A 17,495-nucleotide genomic window follows, 5' to 3' on the forward strand; every position below is an offset into this window, starting at 1 on the left:
ACCGGCGTGACGAGGGCGCCCCCTGTGCGGAGGGGGCGCCCTCGTCGTGTCCGGGATCAGCCGGCCGCGGCTATGCGGCCGGCTGCCGTGCGGGCCGTCTTCTTCAGCTCCAGGTCGCGGCGGCGACGGCGGGCGAGGACCACGCGGCGTTCGGCGGCGGTGAGGCCGCCCCAGACGCCGTAGGGCTCGGGCTGCAGGAGCGCGTGCTCGCGGCATTCGACCATGACCGGGCAGCGGGCGCACACGCGCTTGGCCGCCTCCTCGCGGGAGAGCCGGGCGGCGGTGGGTTCCTTGGAGGGTGCGAAGAACAGTCCGGCCTCGTCGCGCCGGCACACCGCCTCGGTGTGCCACGGAGCGTCTTGGTCCCTGTCCCGCACGGGTACCCGCTGGGCCGGAACGGCGGCTACCTGCAGGGACGAATGCGGCGGTTGCAGCACGGTCTACTCCTGACGACGGCTTCGCGAGCGAGAGACGATGCGTCAGGCTTACCCGCTGTGCGCGCGCCTATGCACTGAGTTCCCCGCCGCGCCCAGCGTCGCGCTACACGTGCTTGCGCAAACTCTTCTCCACCTTGCGCTGCACCCGGTCGAGGATGTCCGCGACGAACTTGCCGCGCTTCGGGCGCGCCTCGATGCTGCCCAGCACGGCCCAGCCGTCCACGTAGACGACCGGGGCCTCGGTCTCGTCCGAGTCGAGGGTGGCCACCTCGAAGCTGCCGAGCACACCACCGCCCGCGCCGCGCAGCGACACGTTCTCCGGGACGCGCACGTCGATGCTGCCGAAGACGGAGAACGCCTTGATCACGACCTGCTGATGCTCGAAGACCGCCTCGCTGAGGTCGATCTCGACGCTGCCGAAGACCGCGTACGCGTGGATGCGGCGGCCCGCCCGCCGACGGCCCCTGTGGACGGCGCTGCTGAACACCGCCACCACGTTCTCGTCGGGGTCGGCGGGGACGGCGCCGGCGGTGGGGCGGTGCGGGGCGGGGGCGGCGGCGGTGCCCCGGCCGGCGTGCGCGGCGGGCAGGTCGCGCACGAACACGTCCAGCTCGCCCACCGTCTTGGCGGCCAGCACGCCCTCCACCCGCTCGGCGTGCTCCTCGGCGGTCAGCCGCCCCTCGGCGAGGGCGTCGCGCAGCATGTCGGCGATGCGGTCACGGTCGGCGTCCGAGGCGCGCAGCTCGGTGACGCGCGGCGCCGGGCCGGCGTCCTGCTGTCGGTCGTGCTTCTGAAGGTCCACCCCGGCAGCGTACCGAAACGCGATAGATCGCGACCAGGGGTCGGGGCGGTCCCGTCGCGCCGCCCGCCCCCGTCCTCCCCACTGAGCCTTACCTCACAAGCCCGTCGCCGACGGCAGGTTCTACGCTGGTGGACGCTGCCGATGGAGGCCAGCCGTCGTTGCTGAGGAATCCAGCCGCGCGTGATGCCGAGTGAGGAATGGGCGAGATGCCTGAGTTCGCGTACACCGATCTGCTCCCCCAGGGCGAGGACACCACTCCGTACCGGCTGGTGACCGCCGAGGGTGTCTCCACCTTCGAGGCCGACGGGCGGACGTTCCTCAAGGTGGAGCCCGAGGCGCTGCGCAAGCTCGCCGAGGAGGCGATCCACGACATCCAGCACTACCTGCGCCCGGCCCACCTCGCGCAGCTGCGCCGCATCGTCGACGACCCCGAGGCGTCGAGCAACGACAAGTTCGTGGCGCTGGACCTGCTGAAGAACGCGAACATCGCGGCGGCGGGCGTGCTGCCGATGTGCCAGGACACCGGCACGGCGATCGTCATGGGCAAGCGCGGCCAGAACGTCCTGACGACGGGCGGCGACGAGGAGGCCCTGAGCCGGGGCATCTACGACGCCTACAAGAACCTGAACCTGCGCTACTCGCAGATGGCTCCGCTCACCATGTGGGAGGAGAAGAACACCGGCTCCAACCTCCCGGCCCAGATCGAGCTGTACGCGACCGACGGCGGCGCCTACAAGTTCCTGTTCATGGCGAAGGGCGGCGGCTCGGCCAACAAGTCGTTCCTGTACCAGGAGACGAAGGCCGTGCTGAACGAGGCCTCCATGATGAAGTTCCTGGAGGAGAAGATCCGCTCGCTGGGCACGGCCGCCTGTCCGCCGTACCACCTGGCGATCGTGGTCGGCGGCACGTCGGCCGAGTACGCCCTGAAGACCGCGAAGTACGCCTCCGCGCACTACCTGGACGAGATCCCCTCCGAGGGTTCCGAGCTCGGGCACGGCTTCCGGGACAAGGAGCTGGAGGAGAAGGTCTTCGAGCTGACGCAGAGGATCGGCATCGGCGCGCAGTTCGGCGGCAAGTACTTCTGCCACGACGTGCGCGTGGTGCGCCTTCCGCGGCACGGGGCGTCCTGCCCGGTCGCCATCGCCGTGTCCTGCTCGGCGGACCGCCAGGCGGTCGCGAAGATCACCGCCGAGGGCGTCTTCCTGGAGCAGCTGGAGACCGACCCGGCGCGGTTCCTGCCGGAGACGACGGACGAGCAGCTGGAGTCGGAGGGGGACGTCGTCAAGATCGACCTCAACCAGCCGATGGACGACATCCTCGCGGAGCTGACCAAGTACCCGGTCAAGACCCGGCTGTCGCTGACCGGCCCGCTGGTCGTGGCGCGCGACATCGCGCACGCCAAGATCAAGGAGCGGCTGGACGCGGGCGAGGAGATGCCGCAGTACCTGAAGGACCACCCGGTGTACTACGCGGGCCCGGCGAAGACGCCGGAGGGGTACGCGTCCGGGTCCTTCGGGCCGACCACGGCCGGGCGGATGGACTCCTACGTGGAGCAGTTCCAGGCGGCGGGCGGTTCCAGGGTGATGCTGGCGAAGGGCAACCGGAGCAAGCAGGTCACCGACGCCTGCCACGCGCACGGCGGCTTCTACCTCGGCTCGATCGGCGGCCCGGCGGCGCGGCTCGCACAGGACTGCATCAAGAAGGTCGAGGTCGTCGAGTACGAGGAACTCGGCATGGAGGCGGTCTGGAAGATCGAGGTCGAGGACTTCCCGGCGTTCATCGTGGTGGACGACAAGGGCAACGACTTCTTCACTTCGCGGGAACCTGAGCAGCCGACATTCACCAGCATCCCGGTGCGGGGACCGGGCCTGGCCTGAGTGCCCTTGATGCCCCCTCCCAGACCCCTCGGCGCGCCCGCCGGGGGGTCTGCCGCTGCGGGCAGGCAAAAAGGCTCCGGGTACGCCCCCCTGGTGAGCTCCACGATGGACCAGCCGCCCCGCCGGTTTATGCGACAACGCGCATAGTCGCGTGAACGCATAGACGCCCGGACACACGCCCTCGCACCGTCGTACGCGGCGGTGCGAGAAGTCAGTTACGTTCAGAAGGCGTGACGGCGCCTACTTCGGACCCTCGATTACCTTGATCTCGCTGGCTGGAAGCAAACCTAGGCCGCGAGCGTATTCTGCGGCAAACTTCTCCAATAGCTTGCCTGCATTTCCTTCCCCGAAGTTTTCAACAAGCTGGCTGTGGAGGTTTGAGTATTCTTTCATCACCTCCCTGAATCCCCTAAGATCCTCCAGAGCAATTTGATTGTTGATAGTTAGAACCTGGAGCTCGGCGGAAGCTTTGGCGATCACCTCCGCTGTTTTATCCATTTCGGCCTGATGCGCGCGCTCGCCTTGCTTCTTTTTCGTGTCCTCTTTAAGGTCGGCTCGCCTTGCTGGATCGACTACCTTCGCCAAAGAGTCGATCACCTCAGCCACGCCAGTGACGTTGATTTCGAATGTATGCCCGGTCGCCAGGTTTTCCAGCCTCAGCTTGGCTCCCTCCTCAAGCATGGGCTCGATAGAGAGAACAGCGGCCGACAGGCCGGCTTCCGCAGTGCCCTCTAGAACGTTTTCGAGGAGGTCTACCTGAGAGCCCACTCCTCCGTGCTCCATGAAGTATGCGACGGCTGCGACATCATAGGAATAGTTAAGCGACGTGAGTACGTCCGTCACCCACTTGACTGTATTGATTTACCGGCCCTCAAATCGCAGGGTCACACTGGCAAGGTTGTATCCCATGGGAGCCTACCCGGAACGTCGACGGAAGTTAGCCGCAGCGTAACCTTGAGCCTTCGCAGAACCATGCACGCGCGGAAAGTTTCTTATCGTGCAACCGAGTCAAAGCAACGCATATCGCATCAACAGCCGAGTATGGATCATGCAATATGAAAAACCGTATGCAGGGTTTTCATTGTCTCAAGTTCTCACAAGTTCGAGCGAACCCCCGCACGTTCAAGCGGAGCGAAGGCGGCGGGTGCCGGGAAGGCTCCCCTCAGAGTTTCAGACTCCCCCTCCCCGGATTTCCCGGCGGCCAGGGCCGTTATGGAGCCTCCGCAACCTGGGCACCGGGGCCTTCCCCGTCAGCCGGCCGAAATCCCCTTGACGGTGTCGGTACCGTGGATCGCATGGGTTGGTCGCTGAGCTATCTGAAGCCGCGTGAGCCACAGTTGTTGGACGCGCTTTTCCTGTCGGCTGGTCGCGCATTGCACTTGGCCAATGCCTTCGAGGCGAAGTGTCAGTACGTCTTGCGGATGGCCAACCTTGCCGAGGCTGCACAAGCCGACCCGGTGTTGGGTCTGCAAGAGATGATCAATGGCCTGCCCCCGGACAAGATGCTTGGGAGGACGTTACGAGACCTAGCGAACACATCGCTCGGCTCGCGAACCTCCGACTTCGGCGCCCTCGATGGGGGGAGGAAAGCCCGCAACTTCATTGCGCACGAAGGAGCCTCGATAGGCTCAATATCTGCCGTGAGTCAAGGCGACATCTTGGAGCATGCGGCGCGGCTGCGCGCTACTGTAGCCGATCTAGCCTTGGGCGACAACGTCGTGTCGCAATGGTGCTTCCATCTCGATGAGCCGAAAGACTCTCTTCCGAGGATGCTGATAGACGCTTACCCAACCATGGTCGATCGTTGGGTGTTTGGTCACTTCGGCGGCCTACTCGACGCCGAGGACGACTCGCCCTCCGACGTCGTTGAAGCTGAGTAATTCTGTCTCGCAGATAGAGGCACCCTCCACCGGGTGCCGTTAGGTTGCCATGAAGCCTGGCCTCCATTCCTCGGCCAGGGCGAGAAGCGCACGCTAGTGACCTTCTATAGAGCAGCGCCCTTAGAGGGGCGCTGCTTCTCTCTAAGGCCATAAGTTCCCTGGCCTTGATCGGCCAGGGCATATCTGCGCAGCGGAGCGCAGCAGCTAACGGCCCCCGAGGGGGCCTTACTAAGGCCATAAGTCGCCGAGGGCCGTTCAGGCAGCCTCGGTGAACCATCTCCGGTCACCGATCCAGCCCAGGCACTCCGAGGAACGGTCACCCGCCAGGAGGCGGAACGTCGTCTTCGCTCCACGCTTGCTCCCAACCGTCTCGACTTCGAGCCATCCGGCATCAATCAGGGCCTTTACTCCACGCTCGGCATAGCGGCGAAGGTTCCCGGCCCGGTCCCGCACACCGACAGCATCGGCAAGCGAACGCCACGGAACAGTCACCTCGGATTCGTCGCCGCAGAGGCGGGCTATCTGGCGGGCCACGGCCTGGCCGCTACGCGGCACGCATTGAACCGCGTCGGCATACCACAGGGCGGCTTGCCCGGTCGGGGTAGCCGTCTCGGCCGCAAGGGCGAACCTGCGCTTTCGCAGCTTCACTCTGCGCCCCTTGATAGCGTCCGCGTACTGTTCGGCAAAGGTCATGGGTCACGTTCCCTTTCGGGGGATGCGGTACAGAAAAGACCCGGGTTATCCGGGGCCGTTGTGCGGTCTTCTGTGCCTAGGTTTTAACCCGCCGGGGGTGGCGGAATCAAGGAAGAGTGTTTAAACGGCCAGGGGGCCGAGCATGGGCATGGAAAAGCCCCCGAAGCGTTTACACGCGACGGGGGCAAAGGTTGGGAGCGTGGGCGACCCTGCCTACTTCCGCTTATAAGCCATCTGCTTCGGCAGAATGTATTCCGCCTCCGGCTCGATCAACCAGTATCCCTCGGGAACTTGAAGCCCGGTATCCTTGGTAATCTCGGCAAGCTCAGGCATCTTGCAGACGACTCGTCGGCTCCCGTCTTCCGTAGCCCCCACCGTCACAGTTATGCCGTGCCGTTGCAGGAACACACGCTTCTGTTCGTCCTCCTTGGTCGTCCACTCTTCGGAGTAGGTCCGCCCCGTCTCCTTCCAGGCCGGGGCATCCTCGGCGGTCTTGATTTCCTCTCTCAGGCGTTCAATCTTGGCCGACTGGAATTCGTGTTGCCCCCAGTAGCGTTCAACTTGAACGTCGGTCTTAAACCGTCCAGCTAGGTAGTCAGCTTCCAGTCGGTCTAGCGTCGCCTCGGCCTCGGAAAGCTCGGTCTTGGCCTGACTGATGGAATTACCGGCCCGCTCCATAACCGGAAGCGGGCCGAGAGTGACCTTCACGAAAGTCCCAACAGCCATATCCAGGTCATCGCGCCGAATGCGGCCGGGGTTAGGACATGTTCCGGTGTTGACGTTGTTGCAGGCGTAGTAGTGATGCACGCGCCCGTTCGGCTTCGTCTTCTTGTTGGACGACATCCGGGCGCCGCAACCCTGGCAAGTAGCCACACCGCCCAGCATCGACCGCGAAGGAGTGGACCGCCTAACCGGGCGATCACTCTTGAGCGCGGCCACGAATTCCGACCACTCGGCAAAATCCATCAAGGGATCATCAGTGATCCGAACATTCTCGCCGTTCTCGTCTACGACGTTCTCGCCCTTGTACGTGTAGATGCCGGCCACCGTGGGGTTCATGGCTATGGCACGAATCGCATTGGCAGTCCAGGCAACACCCCTCGGATCTTCCCCCTTCACGATTCGAAGATGATCCCGCCAGGTGGGAACGCCGCGCGCATTCAAATCAAGCGCGATCTTGTACGACGACCAGTCGCCCTTCAGCCGCTCGACGATCTCGCGGAACAGCTCCGCATACGTGGGGTCCTGAACCAGCTTCTTTCCGCCGCCGTCCTGCCGTTCGAAGCGGTACCCGTACGGCTCGACGCCACCGATCCAAACACCCTTGGCCTTACGAGCGGCCGAGCCAGAAAGTGCGCGGGCGCGGATGGTGTCCAACTCTCCCTCGGCAAAGGCGGCGATGATCTGAGCGAACATCTTGCCCATGGGGGTGGACATGTCGATGCCCTCGGTCACGGACACGATGGACTTCCCGTGCTTCTGGCACCACTCGAAGACCTCGGCGAAGTGGCCCGCCTTCCTGCTGAGGCGGTCGAGCTTCCAGACGGCCAACACGTCCCACTCGTCGGCCCGCTCGTTGAACCATGGACCGAGGCCCGGTCGCTTGAAGGGGTGCATCGCCCCGGACACGTCCAGGTCTTCCGCCCAGCCCGCTATGCGACCGTCCACGGCGGGGCCAGCAGTCCAGTGCTCTACGGCCTGCCGCTGCTTCTCGGGGCTGGTGGTGTCGTCCTTGAGGATGGACAGGCGGACAGCGCCCAGGACCCTCGGGTGCTTGATCATGGCGGTGATCGTACGAGGGTACACGCTAGATGAACAAGCCGAACGACTTTTTCCAGGACCCGGCGCCCGCGCCGACGTTCACGACGATCCCGGTGCGGGAGCCGGGGCTGGCCTGACGCCTGCCCGGTCCGTACGGTGACGGCCCCCACCCGGCGACGGTGTGGGGGCCGCCCGCGTGTGCGGAGGTTCGCGGCGCTCAGCCCGCGGTGTCCGGGCCGGCCGCCACCGGCTCCAGGCGGGTGCCCTCGCGCGGCGACAGGGACAGCAGCTCGACCGGGCCGTCGACCTCCATGCGGTGCCACCGGCCCCGGGGTACGACGACCGCGGTGCCCGGTGTGAGGATGACGGCCTCCTGCGGCTCGTCCGGGGTCACGGGCCGCAGGTGGAAGCGCACTCGGCCGGCGAGCACGCACACCAGCTCGTCGGCCGCGGGATGCATCTCCCAGTGGTCGGCGTGGACGTCGGCGTCCGTGGCCGCGCGGAAGGCCGCCATCTGCCAGGAGCCAGGCCGGGCGGCCTCGGTCATCCGGCGTTCGCCGGCCGTGACGCCGCCGTCGGGTCCGACGTGGACCGCGGCGGAGAACAGGTCGATCGGGTGGAGTGCGGTCATGACACGGTTCCTTTCAGTGGTGTCCCGGAGGCCGTGGAGGGGGGCGTCCGGTCGGGGCCGGGGTGCCGGGGCCGGTGCGCCGGCAGGACGAAGGCGGCGAGGGCGACCGCCGCGAGCAGCAGGACGGCGCCGACCCCTAGGCCGAGCGCGTAGCCGCCGCTGAGCGCCGCCTCGCCGGCGTCCGTGCCGGTGTGCCGGGCCGCCACCGTCGCGAGCGCGGCGACGCCGAGACATCCGCCCAGCTGGCGGGAGCTGTTGAGGATCCCGGAGGCGGAGCCGGCCTCGGCGGCGCTCACTCCGGTCGTCGCGGCGGCTGCCACGGGCGCCTGGCACAGTCCGATGCCGGCCGCCGTGAGCAGCGAGGGCCCGAGCACGTCCGTCAGGAAGCCGCCCGTGGGGCTGATCAGCGCGAACCAGCCGAGTCCGGCGGCACCGGCGAGCCCGCCCGCGAGCAGGGCCGCGCGCGGGGAGCGGCGGGAGCCGAGCCGCGTCGCGACCACGGTCGCCGCGACGGTGCCGAGGGAGAAGGGCAGGAAGGCGGCCCCGGTGGCGGCCGCGCTCAGGTGCAGCACCTGCTGGAGGTAGAGGGAGACGAAGTAGAAGGCGCTGAACTGCCCGGCAGCGACGAGCATGACGAAGGCGTTGGCCCCGCTGATCCACCGGTTGCGGAACAGCCCCGGGCGGACCAGGGGCTGCCGCACCCGCCGTTCCACGGCCACGAACGCGGCCAGCAGCAGGGCGGCCGCGGCGAGCGGGGCCACCGTCGCCGGCGAGGTCCAGCCCTCGCGGTCCGTGCGCACCACGCCGAGCACGAGCACTCCGGTGCCGGCGGTGGCGAGCAGCGCGCCCGGCACGTCCAGACGGCCCCGGTGCCCGCCGCCGGCTCCGCCCGGCATGCCCGCCAGGCCCGCGGCGAGTGCGCCGAGGACGACGGGCACGTTGACCAGCATCACCCAGCGCCAGCCGGCGTACTCGGTGAGCAGGCCGCCGACCAGCACTCCGGAGGCCCCGCCGACCGCGTTGACGCCGCTCCACACACCGAGGGCCCGCACCCGGGACGGGCCCTCCGGGAAGGTGACGGTGAGCAGGGCCAGGGCAGCCGGGGCGAGCGCGGCGGCCCCTGCTCCCTGGACCGCGCGGGCGGCCACCAGCTGCCAGGGCGCCTGGGCCAGTCCGCCCGTCAGGGAGGCGGTGCCGAACACGGCGAGCCCGAGGACGAACAGGCGCCGCCGTCCGTACAGGTCGGCGGCCCGGCCGCCGAGCAGCAGCAGGCCGCCGAAGGTCAGGGCGTAGACGTGCACCACCCAGGCGAGATCCACGGGTGCGAAGCCGAGGTCGGCGCGCACGGCGGGCAGGGCGACGTTCACCACCGCCATGTCGAGGGCCACGACGAACTGCGCCAGGGCCACCGCCGCCAGGACGGCCCCCCGCCGCTCTCCTAAGTTTCTATACATGTAAGAAAAATAGCCCGGTCCACCTCCCGCCGTCCACCCCTCTCCCGCGGGTGGGCCATCATGGGCCGCATGTCGACCGCCTCCCCGCGCCCCGGCCGCCCCGGCAGGCCGCCCCGTCTCTCCCGCGCCGAGATCGTCACCGCGGCGCGCCGGATCGTCGACGAGGAGGGGGTCGCGAAGCTGACCATGAGGCGCCTGGCCAAGGAGACGGACAGCACGCCGATGGCCCTCTACCACCACGTGCGGGACAAGGAGGAGCTGCTGCTCCTCCTGCTGGAGGACTTCGCCGGGCAGGCGGCGCGGCCCCGGCTGCCGGCCGATCCGCGCGAGCGGCTGCTGACCGCGGCGACGGCCATGCGGGACCTGCTGGCCCAGTGCCCGTGGCTGGTCGAAGTGCTCACGGCCGACGACCTGTTGGCGCCCTCGGCGTTGTGGTTCGTGGAGCACGTCGTCGACGCGGCCGTCGACTGCGGGCTCACGCCGGAGCAGGCGGTGGGGACCTACCGGTCCATCTGGTACTACACGGCAGGCGAGCTCGTCGTCCGCGCCACGGCCGCCCGCCGCCGTGCGACCGACACCCGGCCGACCTACCGCGACCGGGTGTTCGCGGACCTCGACCCCGCCGCCCTGCCCCGCCTCGCCGCCCTGGGCCCGCGCTGGGCCGAGCTGACCGCCGAGGACACCTACGCCACCGGCCTGCGGGCCCTGGTCGACGGGCTGCTGCCGCCGCGGCGGGCGGGCGTGCCGCCCACGGACGGGGAATAGGTAGGTCCGACCCTGTGCTGATCTTCGTGGAGGTACGACGATGACGACGACCCGAACCGGCGACCCCGACTACCGAGTCGAGCACGACTCCATGGGCGAGGTGCGCGTCCCCGCCCACGCCAAGTGGCGGGCGCAGACGCAGCGGGCGGTGGAGAACTTCCCGGTGTCCGGACAGCGCATCGAGCGCGCGCACATCGAGGCGCTGGCCCGGATCAAGGGCGCGGCGGCCAAGGTCAACGCCGAGCTGGGGGTCCTGGACAAGGAGATCGCCGACGCGATCCAGGAGGCGGCCGGCGAGGTCGCCGAGGGGAGGTGGGACGAGCACTTCCCCGTGGACGTGTTCCAGACGGGGTCGGGGACCTCCTCCAACATGAACACCAACGAGGTCATCGCCACCCTGGCCGGTGAGCGGCTCGGCCGGGACGTGCACCCCAACGACCACGTCAACGCCTCCCAGTCGTCCAACGACGTCTTCCCGTCCTCCATCCACATCGCGGCCACCGCCGCCGTCACCCGCGACCTGATCCCGGCCCTCGACCACCTCGCCGGCGCCCTGGAGCGCAAGGCCGAGGAGTTCGCCGACGTGGTGAAGTCGGGGCGTACGCACCTGATGGACGCCACGCCCGTCACGCTGGGCCAGGAGTTCGGCGGGTACGCGGCCCAGGTGCGGTACGGCATCGAACGGCTGAACGCGTCGCTGCCCCGGCTCGCCGAACTGCCGCTGGGCGGCACCGCGGTGGGCACCGGCATCAACACCCCGCCCGGTTTCGCCGCCGCCGTCATCGAGGAGGTGGCCCGTGCGACCGGGCTGCCGCTGACCGAGGCGCGCGACCACTTCGAGGCGCAGGGCGCGCGGGACGGCATCGTCGAGACCAGCGGACAGCTGCGGACCGTCGCCGTCGGACTGACGAAGATCGCCAACGACCTGCGGTGGATGTCCTCCGGTCCGCGCACCGGCCTCGCGGAGATCTCGCTGCCCGACCTCCAGCCCGGGTCGTCCATCATGCCGGGCAAGGTCAATCCGGTCATCCCGGAGGCCGTCCTCATGGTCGCCGCCCAGGTCGTCGGCAACGACGCGACCGTGGCCACCGCCGGGGCGGCCGGCAACTTCGAGCTCAACGTCATGCTGCCGGTCATCGCCAAGAACGTGCTGGAGTCGGTGCGGCTGCTCGCCAACGTCTCGCGGCTGCTGGCCGACCGGACCGTCGACGGCGTCGTCGCCCACCGGGAGCGGGCCCGCGAGTACGCCGAGTCCTCGCCCTCCGTGGTCACGCCGCTCAACAAGTACATCGGGTACGAGGAGGCCGCCAAGGTCGCCAAGAAGGCGCTGGCCGAGCGGAAGACGATCCGTCAGGTGGTGCTGGAGAGCGGGTACGTCGAGCGCGGCGACCTCACGCGCGAGCAGCTGGACGAGGCCCTGGACGTGCTGCGGATGACCCGTCCGTGAGGTCCGCTCCTCGCGATCGCCCCCGCGTCGGATGGCCGGGGCACCTAATATCTCTCCATGGCAGACGGTGAAGCGGTGAGCGTGACGGCACAGGGGGGCGGTCCGGCCGCCCCGGCACGGTTCTGGACTCCCGGCAGTCACATCCTGTGGCGGTACCGGGAGAACGGCGGCCGGCACTTCCACATCGTGCGCCCCGTCACCGTCGTGCGGGACGACGCCGAGCTGCTCGCCGTGTGGATGGCGCCCGGCACCGAGTGCGTGAAGCCGGTGCTCGCCGACGGCACGCCCGTGCACCTCGAGCCGCTGGCGTCGCGCTACACCAAGCCGCGCGCGGTGCAGCGCGACCGCTGGTTCGGCACCGGGGTGCTGAAGCTGGCCCGGCCCGGCGACCCGTGGTCGGTGTGGCTGTTCTGGGACCCGGGCTGGGTGTTCAAGAACTGGTACGTGAACCTGGAGGAGCCGCTGGCCCGCTGGGAGGGCGGCGTCGACTCCGAGGACCACTTCCTGGACATCACCGTGCAGCCGGACCGCAGTTGGCACTGGCGGGACGAGGACGAGTTCGCGCAGGCCCAGCGGGACCGGCTGGTGGACGCCGGTCTCGCCGAGCGGGTGCGCGGGGCGGGGCGCGCGGCGGTCGAGGTGATCCGGGCCTGGGGACCGCCGTTCTCGGACGGCTGGGAACGGTGGAGACCCGACCCGTCCTGGACGGTACCGTCGCTGCCCGGCGACTGGGACCGCACGCCCGCGCACGTGTCCCCATGAGACCCTTGATGCGCCCCCGGGCAAGAAACGTAGGATCGTCCTCCGCAAGGGCGCTCAGCGGCAACCGGCGGAGCGTGCACTGTGCTTGACCGATCGTCACCGAGGGGCGGCAGGACGTGAGCGAGGGCTACGAGGGCAGTACCGGTACGGGCCGCGGACGGCCCGCCGGTGGCACAGGAACAGCCTCTGACCACGCGGGAATTCCGTTCCTGGGGCACGTCTTCCGGGTATCGGGGTTTCTGCGGGACGAACTGCACGCGCCGCGCGCAGTCCCGGACGGATGGATTCGACACGCGTGACGGAGCACCCGACCTCCTTCGAACGCCCCTCGCCGGGCGCCGACCCCACGGACTCCCGCGGGGCGTTCCTGGGTGCCCCCGTGCCGCCGCGGGCCCCCGCGGCCGCCTTACCGGCACAGGGACGCACCGGAGAGACGCCGCCCGTCCCCGGCACGGGCGCCTTCGAGCACTCCCAGCCGGGTGCGGGACACGCCGCCGAGCCCGACACCCACCGCCCGCGGCCCGCGGCCGAGGGCGTCCCGGTCCAGCCGGGCGGGGAGGGGGCGTCCACGGGACAGGGCGCCCGTGACGCGTCCCCGGCGCCGGACCGGCGTACCGGGCAGCCCACCGCACCCGGACGGCCCACGCCCATGCGGCGGGACGGGGACCGGCTGCGGTTCGTCGGCGCCGCGACCCGGCGGATCGCCCGGGGCATGGACCTGGACGAGATCGTCATGGGGCTGTGCCGGGCCACCGTGCCGACCTTCGCGGACGCCATCCTCGTCTATCTGCGCGAGCCGCTGCCGGTCGGGGACGAGCGGCCCACCGGCCCGCTGGTGCTGCGGCTGCGCCGTACCGACCGGATACCGGCCGAGCGGGACACCGAGGGCGGGCTCCCGCCCGCCGCGCAGCCCGAACCCTCCGAGCTGGAGGCGGTCGGCTCCGAGCTGTGCGAGGTGCGGCCCGGCAGCGCGCTCGCCGAAGTGCTGCGCGGGGTCCGCCCGGTCTTCACGGACACCGCCGCGGCCCGTGCCGCCCTGCCCGACCTGCTCGGTGACGGCGGCGACTTCGCCGTGCCCGGCGACCGGCGCGCGATCCTCGCACCGCTGCGCGGCCGGCGCCGGGTGATCGGCGCGGCCCTGTTCCTGCGCGGTCCGGAGCGCGTCGCCTTCGAGGGCGACGACCTGCTGGTCGCCGCCCAGCTCGCGACGCACAGCGCGCTCGGCATCGACAAGGCGGTGCTGTACGGGCGCGAGGCGTACATCGCCGACGAGCTGCAGCGCACGATGCTCCCGGAGAACCTGCCGCGCTGCACCGGCGTGCGGCTGGCCTCCCGTTACCTGCCGGCCGCCGAGACGGCGCGGGTCGGCGGCGACTGGTACGACGCGATCCCGCTGCCCGGCAGCCGGGTCGCGCTGGTCGTCGGGGACGTGATGGGCCACTCGATGACGTCGGCGGCCATCATGGGCCAGCTGCGGACCACCGCGCAGACCCTGGCCGGCCTCGACCTGCCGCCGCAGGAGGTGCTGCACCACCTCGACGAGCAGGCGCAGCGCCTGGGCACCGACCGCATGGCGACCTGCCTGTACGCCGTGTACGACCCGGTCTCGCACCGCATCACGGTCGCCAACGCCGGCCACCCGCCGCCCGTCCTGCTGCACCTGGGCGGCCGGGCGGAGGTGCTGCGGGTGCCGGCGGGCGCCCCGATCGGCGTGGGCGGCGTGGACTTCGAGGCCGTGGAGCTGGAGGCCCCGGCGGGCGCGACGCTGCTGCTCTACACCGACGGGCTGGTCGAGTCCCGCCTGCGGGACGTGTGGACCGGCATCGAGCAGCTCCGGGAGCGCCTGGCCGCGACGGCGCAGCTCACCGGGCCGGACCACCCGCCGCCGCTGGAAGCCCTGTGCGACGAGGTGCTGGACATGCTCGGGCCGGGCGACCGGGACGACGACATCGCGCTGCTCGCCGCCCGCTTCGACGGCATCGCGCCCAGTGACGTGGCGTTCTGGTCCCTGGAGCCGGAGGACGCGGCCCCCGGCCGGGCCCGCCGCCTGGCCCGGCGCGCGCTCGGCCGCTGGGGCATGGAGGAGCTCACGGACTCCGTGGAGCTGCTGGTCAGCGAGGTCGTGACCAACGCCGTGCGGTACGCGACGAAGCCGGTCACCCTGCGGCTGCTGCGCACGGACGTGCTGCGCTGCGAGGTCGGCGACGACGTGCCGCAGCTGCCGCGGCTGCGGCAGGCACGGGCCACGGACGAGGGCGGGCGCGGACTGTACCTGGTGAACCGGCTGGCACGCCGCTGGGGCGCCACCCGGCTGAGCACGGGGAAGGTGGTCTGGTTCGAGCTGAACCGGGGCTGAGGACGGACGGAAGGGCGCCCGGTGGACACCGGGCGCCCTTCCGCGTTCGGGCCGGTCGCCTGCCGGCTACTGGCCCTTCGGGTCCCAGCCCGGGAAGTCCGGTTCCTCCGTCCCCGTGGACGGCCCGCCCGTCGGCTCCTGGGTCGTCTCCTCGTCGGTCGGCTCCTCGGTCGTCGGTTCCTGGGTCGGCGTCTCCTCGGCCGTCTCCTCGTCGGTCGGCTCCTCGGTCGTCGGTTCCTGGGTCGGCGTCTCCTCGGCCGTCTCCTCCTCGGAGGGCGACTCGGACGGCGACTCGCTGACCGTGGGCGAGGTGCTGGGCCGCACGGCGGCGCCCTGCTTGGTCTCCAGGTCGAACTCGGTGACCTCGTCCATCACGCCGAAGGTGTACGCGGCCCAGATCTGCGCCGGGAAGCCACCGCCGTTGACGCGGGGCACACCGCCCGCCTCGTACATCGGGACCTGGGCGAAGGTCTTGGAGTCCTCGCCGAACAGGCCGACGGAGGTGACCAGGCCGGGCGTGAAGCCGGTGAACCAGGCCGACTTGTTGTTGTCGGAGGTACCGGTCTTGCCGGCGACCTGCTGGCCGTCGCGCATCGGGTTGTCGCGCACGGACTTCTGGGCCGTGCCGTCGTCGACCACGCCGGTCAGCACGGACGTCACCGTGTCGGCGGCCTCGCGGCTGATGACCTGGTCACCGATGGGGTCGGGGAACTCGACCTTGCGGGAGTTGTGCTCGACCGACTTCACGACGGCCGGGGTGACCTTCTTGCCGTGGTTGTCGAGGGTGGCGTAGACGCCGGCCATCTCCAGCGGGCTCGCGCCCATGCTGCCCAGGGTCTGTGCGGGGACGGCCTCCATGCCCTCGGTCTCCATGCCGAGCTTGCCGGCGACCTTCACCACCTCGGACATGCCGACGTCGACGCCCATCTGCGCGAAGACGGAGTTGACCGACTTGTTCATCGCCTCCTGGACGTCGATGTCGCCGTAGTCGGCGTCGTCCTCGTTCTCGGGGGCGAAGCCGACCTCCTGGCCGCCGTCCACCACCGGGCGCTTGCTCGTGCCGTCGTACATGGTGCTCGCCGTGATCGGCACGCCGTCCTGCGTCTCGGCGTCCTCGTCCACGGCGGCGGCGAGGATGACCGGCTTGAAGGTGGAGGCGGGCTGGTAGTCGTCGCGGGTGGCGTTGTTGCGGTAGTGCTTGACGTAGTCCACGCCGCCGTACATCGCCACGACCGCGCCGGTCTTCGGGTCGACGGAGACGGCGCCCGCCTGGACGTCGGCGTCGACGTCGCGCTCGGTCGGGTCCAGCTTGCTGGTCAGCTGCTCCTTGACGGCCTTCTCCAGCGCCGCCTGCTTCTTCTTGTCGACGTTGAGCGTGACGGTCCAGCCGCCGGCCTCGACCATCGCGTCGGCCTGCTTCGTGTCCTCGGCGGTGCCGTCGGCGATGAGCTGCTTCTTGAGCGCGGTGTTGGCCGCCTCGACCAGGTAGCCGGTCTGGCCCTCCATCCCGGGCGCGGGCTTGGGCTCCTTGGGGACCGGGAACTTCATGGCCCGGCGGTCGGCCTCGTCCAGCCACTTCTGCTCGACCATGTTGTCCAGGACGTAGTTCCAGCGTTCCTGGACCAGCCTCTTGCCGGTGTCGCTGGCGATCGCCCAGTCGTACTGGTTGGGCGCCTGGAGCAGCGCGGCGAGGTAGGCGCCCTGCTCGACCGTGAGGTCCTCGGCGTCGACGCGGTAGTAGGCCTGGGCGGCGGCCTGGATGCCGTAGGCGCCGCGCCCGTAGTAGCTGGTGTTGATGTACCCGGCGAGGATGTAGTCCTTGGGCTTCTCCCGGTCCAGCTTCAGGGAGATGACCAGTTCCTTGAGCTTGCGCGAGACGGTCTGGTCCTGGGTCAGGTAGTAGTTCTTGACGTACTGCTGGGTGATCGTCGAACCGCCCTGCGCCCCCTTGCCGGAGAGCGTGTTGAGGATGCCGCGCGCGGTGCCCCTGAGGTCGACGCCGGAGTCCTTGTAGAAGGTCTTGTTCTCGGCGGCGACGAAGGTGTGCTGCACGTCCTTGGGGACCTTGGCCAGGTCGACGATCTCGCGGTTGTAGCCCTTGCGGGCCATGATCGAGCCGTCGCTGTACTTGTAGACGTTGCCCTGCCGCTGGGCGTCGGCGTTGCCCTCGGGTATGTCGATCACCATGTACAGCACGATGAAGGCGCCTATGCCGAGCAGGCACAGGCCGAGGAAGGCGCCGAGGATCTTCTTCCAGGTGAACAGCCGGCGTATCAGGCTCCGGTCGGCCGTCGGTGACGAGCGGCGTCGACTCGGCGCCGCGCGGCGGCCACCGCGCTGGCGCGCCCTTCTCTCTTCCGCTCGTCCCATGGGTCCGATCCGCTCCGATTCGGTCGTGCGTGCTCACCCGTCACACAGGTTCGCCGCTCAGGTCAGCTCAGAAAGCTAACACCGGGATATATGACGAACGGCAACCGATCCGGCCTTGTGGGGACGTGAGAATCAGCACCCGCTCCAACGGAACCGACGTACGAGCGGGGTTCAGGGTTGCGACGATCGGGTAAAGTGATATCACTTAGATAAGCCGAGGAAATCACCCAGGTGCACACGAGGGCACCTGGCGAGAACGG

14 protein-coding genes are annotated in these 17,495 nt (G+C 69.6%); 6 read left to right on the plus strand and 8 right to left on the minus strand.

All coding sequences use genetic code 11. The features are described from left to right. Nucleotides 1–56 precede the first annotated feature (56 nt). Entirely contained in the window at nt 57–437 is a 381-nt protein-coding gene (locus tag ACZ4V6_RS13885; protein WP_077796867.1) for a WhiB family transcriptional regulator, read from the minus strand. Between the two features lie 103 nt (nt 438–540). Next, on the minus strand, nt 541–1,239 hold the full coding sequence (locus ACZ4V6_RS13890) for a DUF1707 SHOCT-like domain-containing protein (RefSeq protein WP_467826336.1): 699 nt from the start codon (nt 1,237–1,239) through the stop codon (nt 541–543). Between the two features lie 197 nt (nt 1,240–1,436). Here ACZ4V6_RS13890 and ACZ4V6_RS13895 point away from each other — a divergent pair, with 197 nt between their 5' ends. Next, nucleotides 1,437–3,116, plus strand: coding sequence for a fumarate hydratase (locus ACZ4V6_RS13895; RefSeq protein ID WP_467826338.1), 1,680 nt, complete (start codon nt 1,437–1,439; stop codon nt 3,114–3,116). Between the two features lie 240 nt (nt 3,117–3,356). Here the strand turns inward: ACZ4V6_RS13895 and ACZ4V6_RS13900 are convergent, their stop codons facing one another. Then, nucleotides 3,357–3,959, minus strand: coding sequence for a hypothetical protein (locus tag ACZ4V6_RS13900; protein ID WP_467826339.1), 603 nt, complete (start codon nt 3,957–3,959; stop codon nt 3,357–3,359). A 452-nt stretch (nt 3,960–4,411) separates the two neighbouring features. On the opposite strand from ACZ4V6_RS13900, the gene ACZ4V6_RS13905 reads away from it, so the two are divergent. Continuing rightward, nucleotides 4,412–4,996, plus strand: coding sequence for a hypothetical protein (locus ACZ4V6_RS13905; protein WP_467826341.1), 585 nt, complete (start codon nt 4,412–4,414; stop codon nt 4,994–4,996). Nucleotides 4,997–5,251: 255 nt separating this feature from the next. Here the strand turns inward: ACZ4V6_RS13905 and ACZ4V6_RS13910 are convergent, their stop codons facing one another. The 4 genes from ACZ4V6_RS13910 to ACZ4V6_RS13925 all read right to left on the minus strand — a co-directional run bounded on the left by ACZ4V6_RS13910 (nt 5,252) and on the right by ACZ4V6_RS13925 (nt 9,535). Beyond that, the gene (locus ACZ4V6_RS13910; protein WP_467826343.1) at nt 5,252–5,689 is read right to left on the minus strand and encodes a hypothetical protein; all 438 of its coding nucleotides are present in this window, start codon (nt 5,687–5,689) and stop codon (nt 5,252–5,254) included. 213 nt (nt 5,690–5,902) lie between these two features. Then, a complete protein-coding gene (locus ACZ4V6_RS13915) occupies nt 5,903–7,471 on the minus strand; it encodes a recombinase family protein (RefSeq protein ID WP_467826346.1) in 1,569 nt (522 codons plus the stop codon). A gap of 196 nt (nt 7,472–7,667) precedes the next feature. Beyond that, the gene (locus ACZ4V6_RS13920) at nt 7,668–8,081 is read right to left on the minus strand and encodes a cupin domain-containing protein (protein ID WP_467826348.1); all 414 of its coding nucleotides are present in this window, start codon (nt 8,079–8,081) and stop codon (nt 7,668–7,670) included. Then, on the minus strand, nt 8,078–9,535 hold the full coding sequence (locus ACZ4V6_RS13925) for an MFS transporter (protein ID WP_467826351.1): 1,458 nt from the start codon (nt 9,533–9,535) through the stop codon (nt 8,078–8,080). The genes ACZ4V6_RS13920 and ACZ4V6_RS13925 overlap by 4 nt, the downstream gene beginning before the upstream one ends. A 69-nt stretch (nt 9,536–9,604) precedes the next feature. Here ACZ4V6_RS13925 and ACZ4V6_RS13930 point away from each other — a divergent pair, with 69 nt between their 5' ends. The 4 genes from ACZ4V6_RS13930 to ACZ4V6_RS13945 all read left to right on the plus strand — a co-directional run bounded on the left by ACZ4V6_RS13930 (nt 9,605) and on the right by ACZ4V6_RS13945 (nt 14,865). After that, on the plus strand, nt 9,605–10,300 hold the full coding sequence (locus ACZ4V6_RS13930; RefSeq protein WP_467826353.1) for a TetR/AcrR family transcriptional regulator: 696 nt from the start codon (nt 9,605–9,607) through the stop codon (nt 10,298–10,300). Between the two features lie 40 nt (nt 10,301–10,340). After that, a complete protein-coding gene (locus ACZ4V6_RS13935; protein WP_467826355.1) occupies nt 10,341–11,747 on the plus strand; it encodes a class II fumarate hydratase in 1,407 nt (468 codons plus the stop codon). Nucleotides 11,748–11,804: 57 nt separating this feature from the next. Next, a complete protein-coding gene (gene fomD, locus ACZ4V6_RS13940) occupies nt 11,805–12,509 on the plus strand; it encodes a cytidylyl-2-hydroxypropylphosphonate hydrolase (protein ID WP_467826358.1) in 705 nt (234 codons plus the stop codon). Between the two features lie 280 nt (nt 12,510–12,789). Then, a complete protein-coding gene (locus ACZ4V6_RS13945) occupies nt 12,790–14,865 on the plus strand; it encodes a SpoIIE family protein phosphatase (RefSeq protein WP_467826360.1) in 2,076 nt (691 codons plus the stop codon). A 66-nt stretch (nt 14,866–14,931) separates the two neighbouring features. Here ACZ4V6_RS13945 and ACZ4V6_RS13950 read toward each other — a convergent pair whose 3' ends face one another. Next, the gene (locus tag ACZ4V6_RS13950; RefSeq protein ID WP_467826362.1) at nt 14,932–17,235 is read right to left on the minus strand and encodes a transglycosylase domain-containing protein; all 2,304 of its coding nucleotides are present in this window, start codon (nt 17,233–17,235) and stop codon (nt 14,932–14,934) included. Nucleotides 17,236–17,495 lie beyond the last annotated feature (260 nt).

The sequence above is a fragment of the Streptomyces sp. NPDC029152 genome (genome assembly GCF_055564355.1).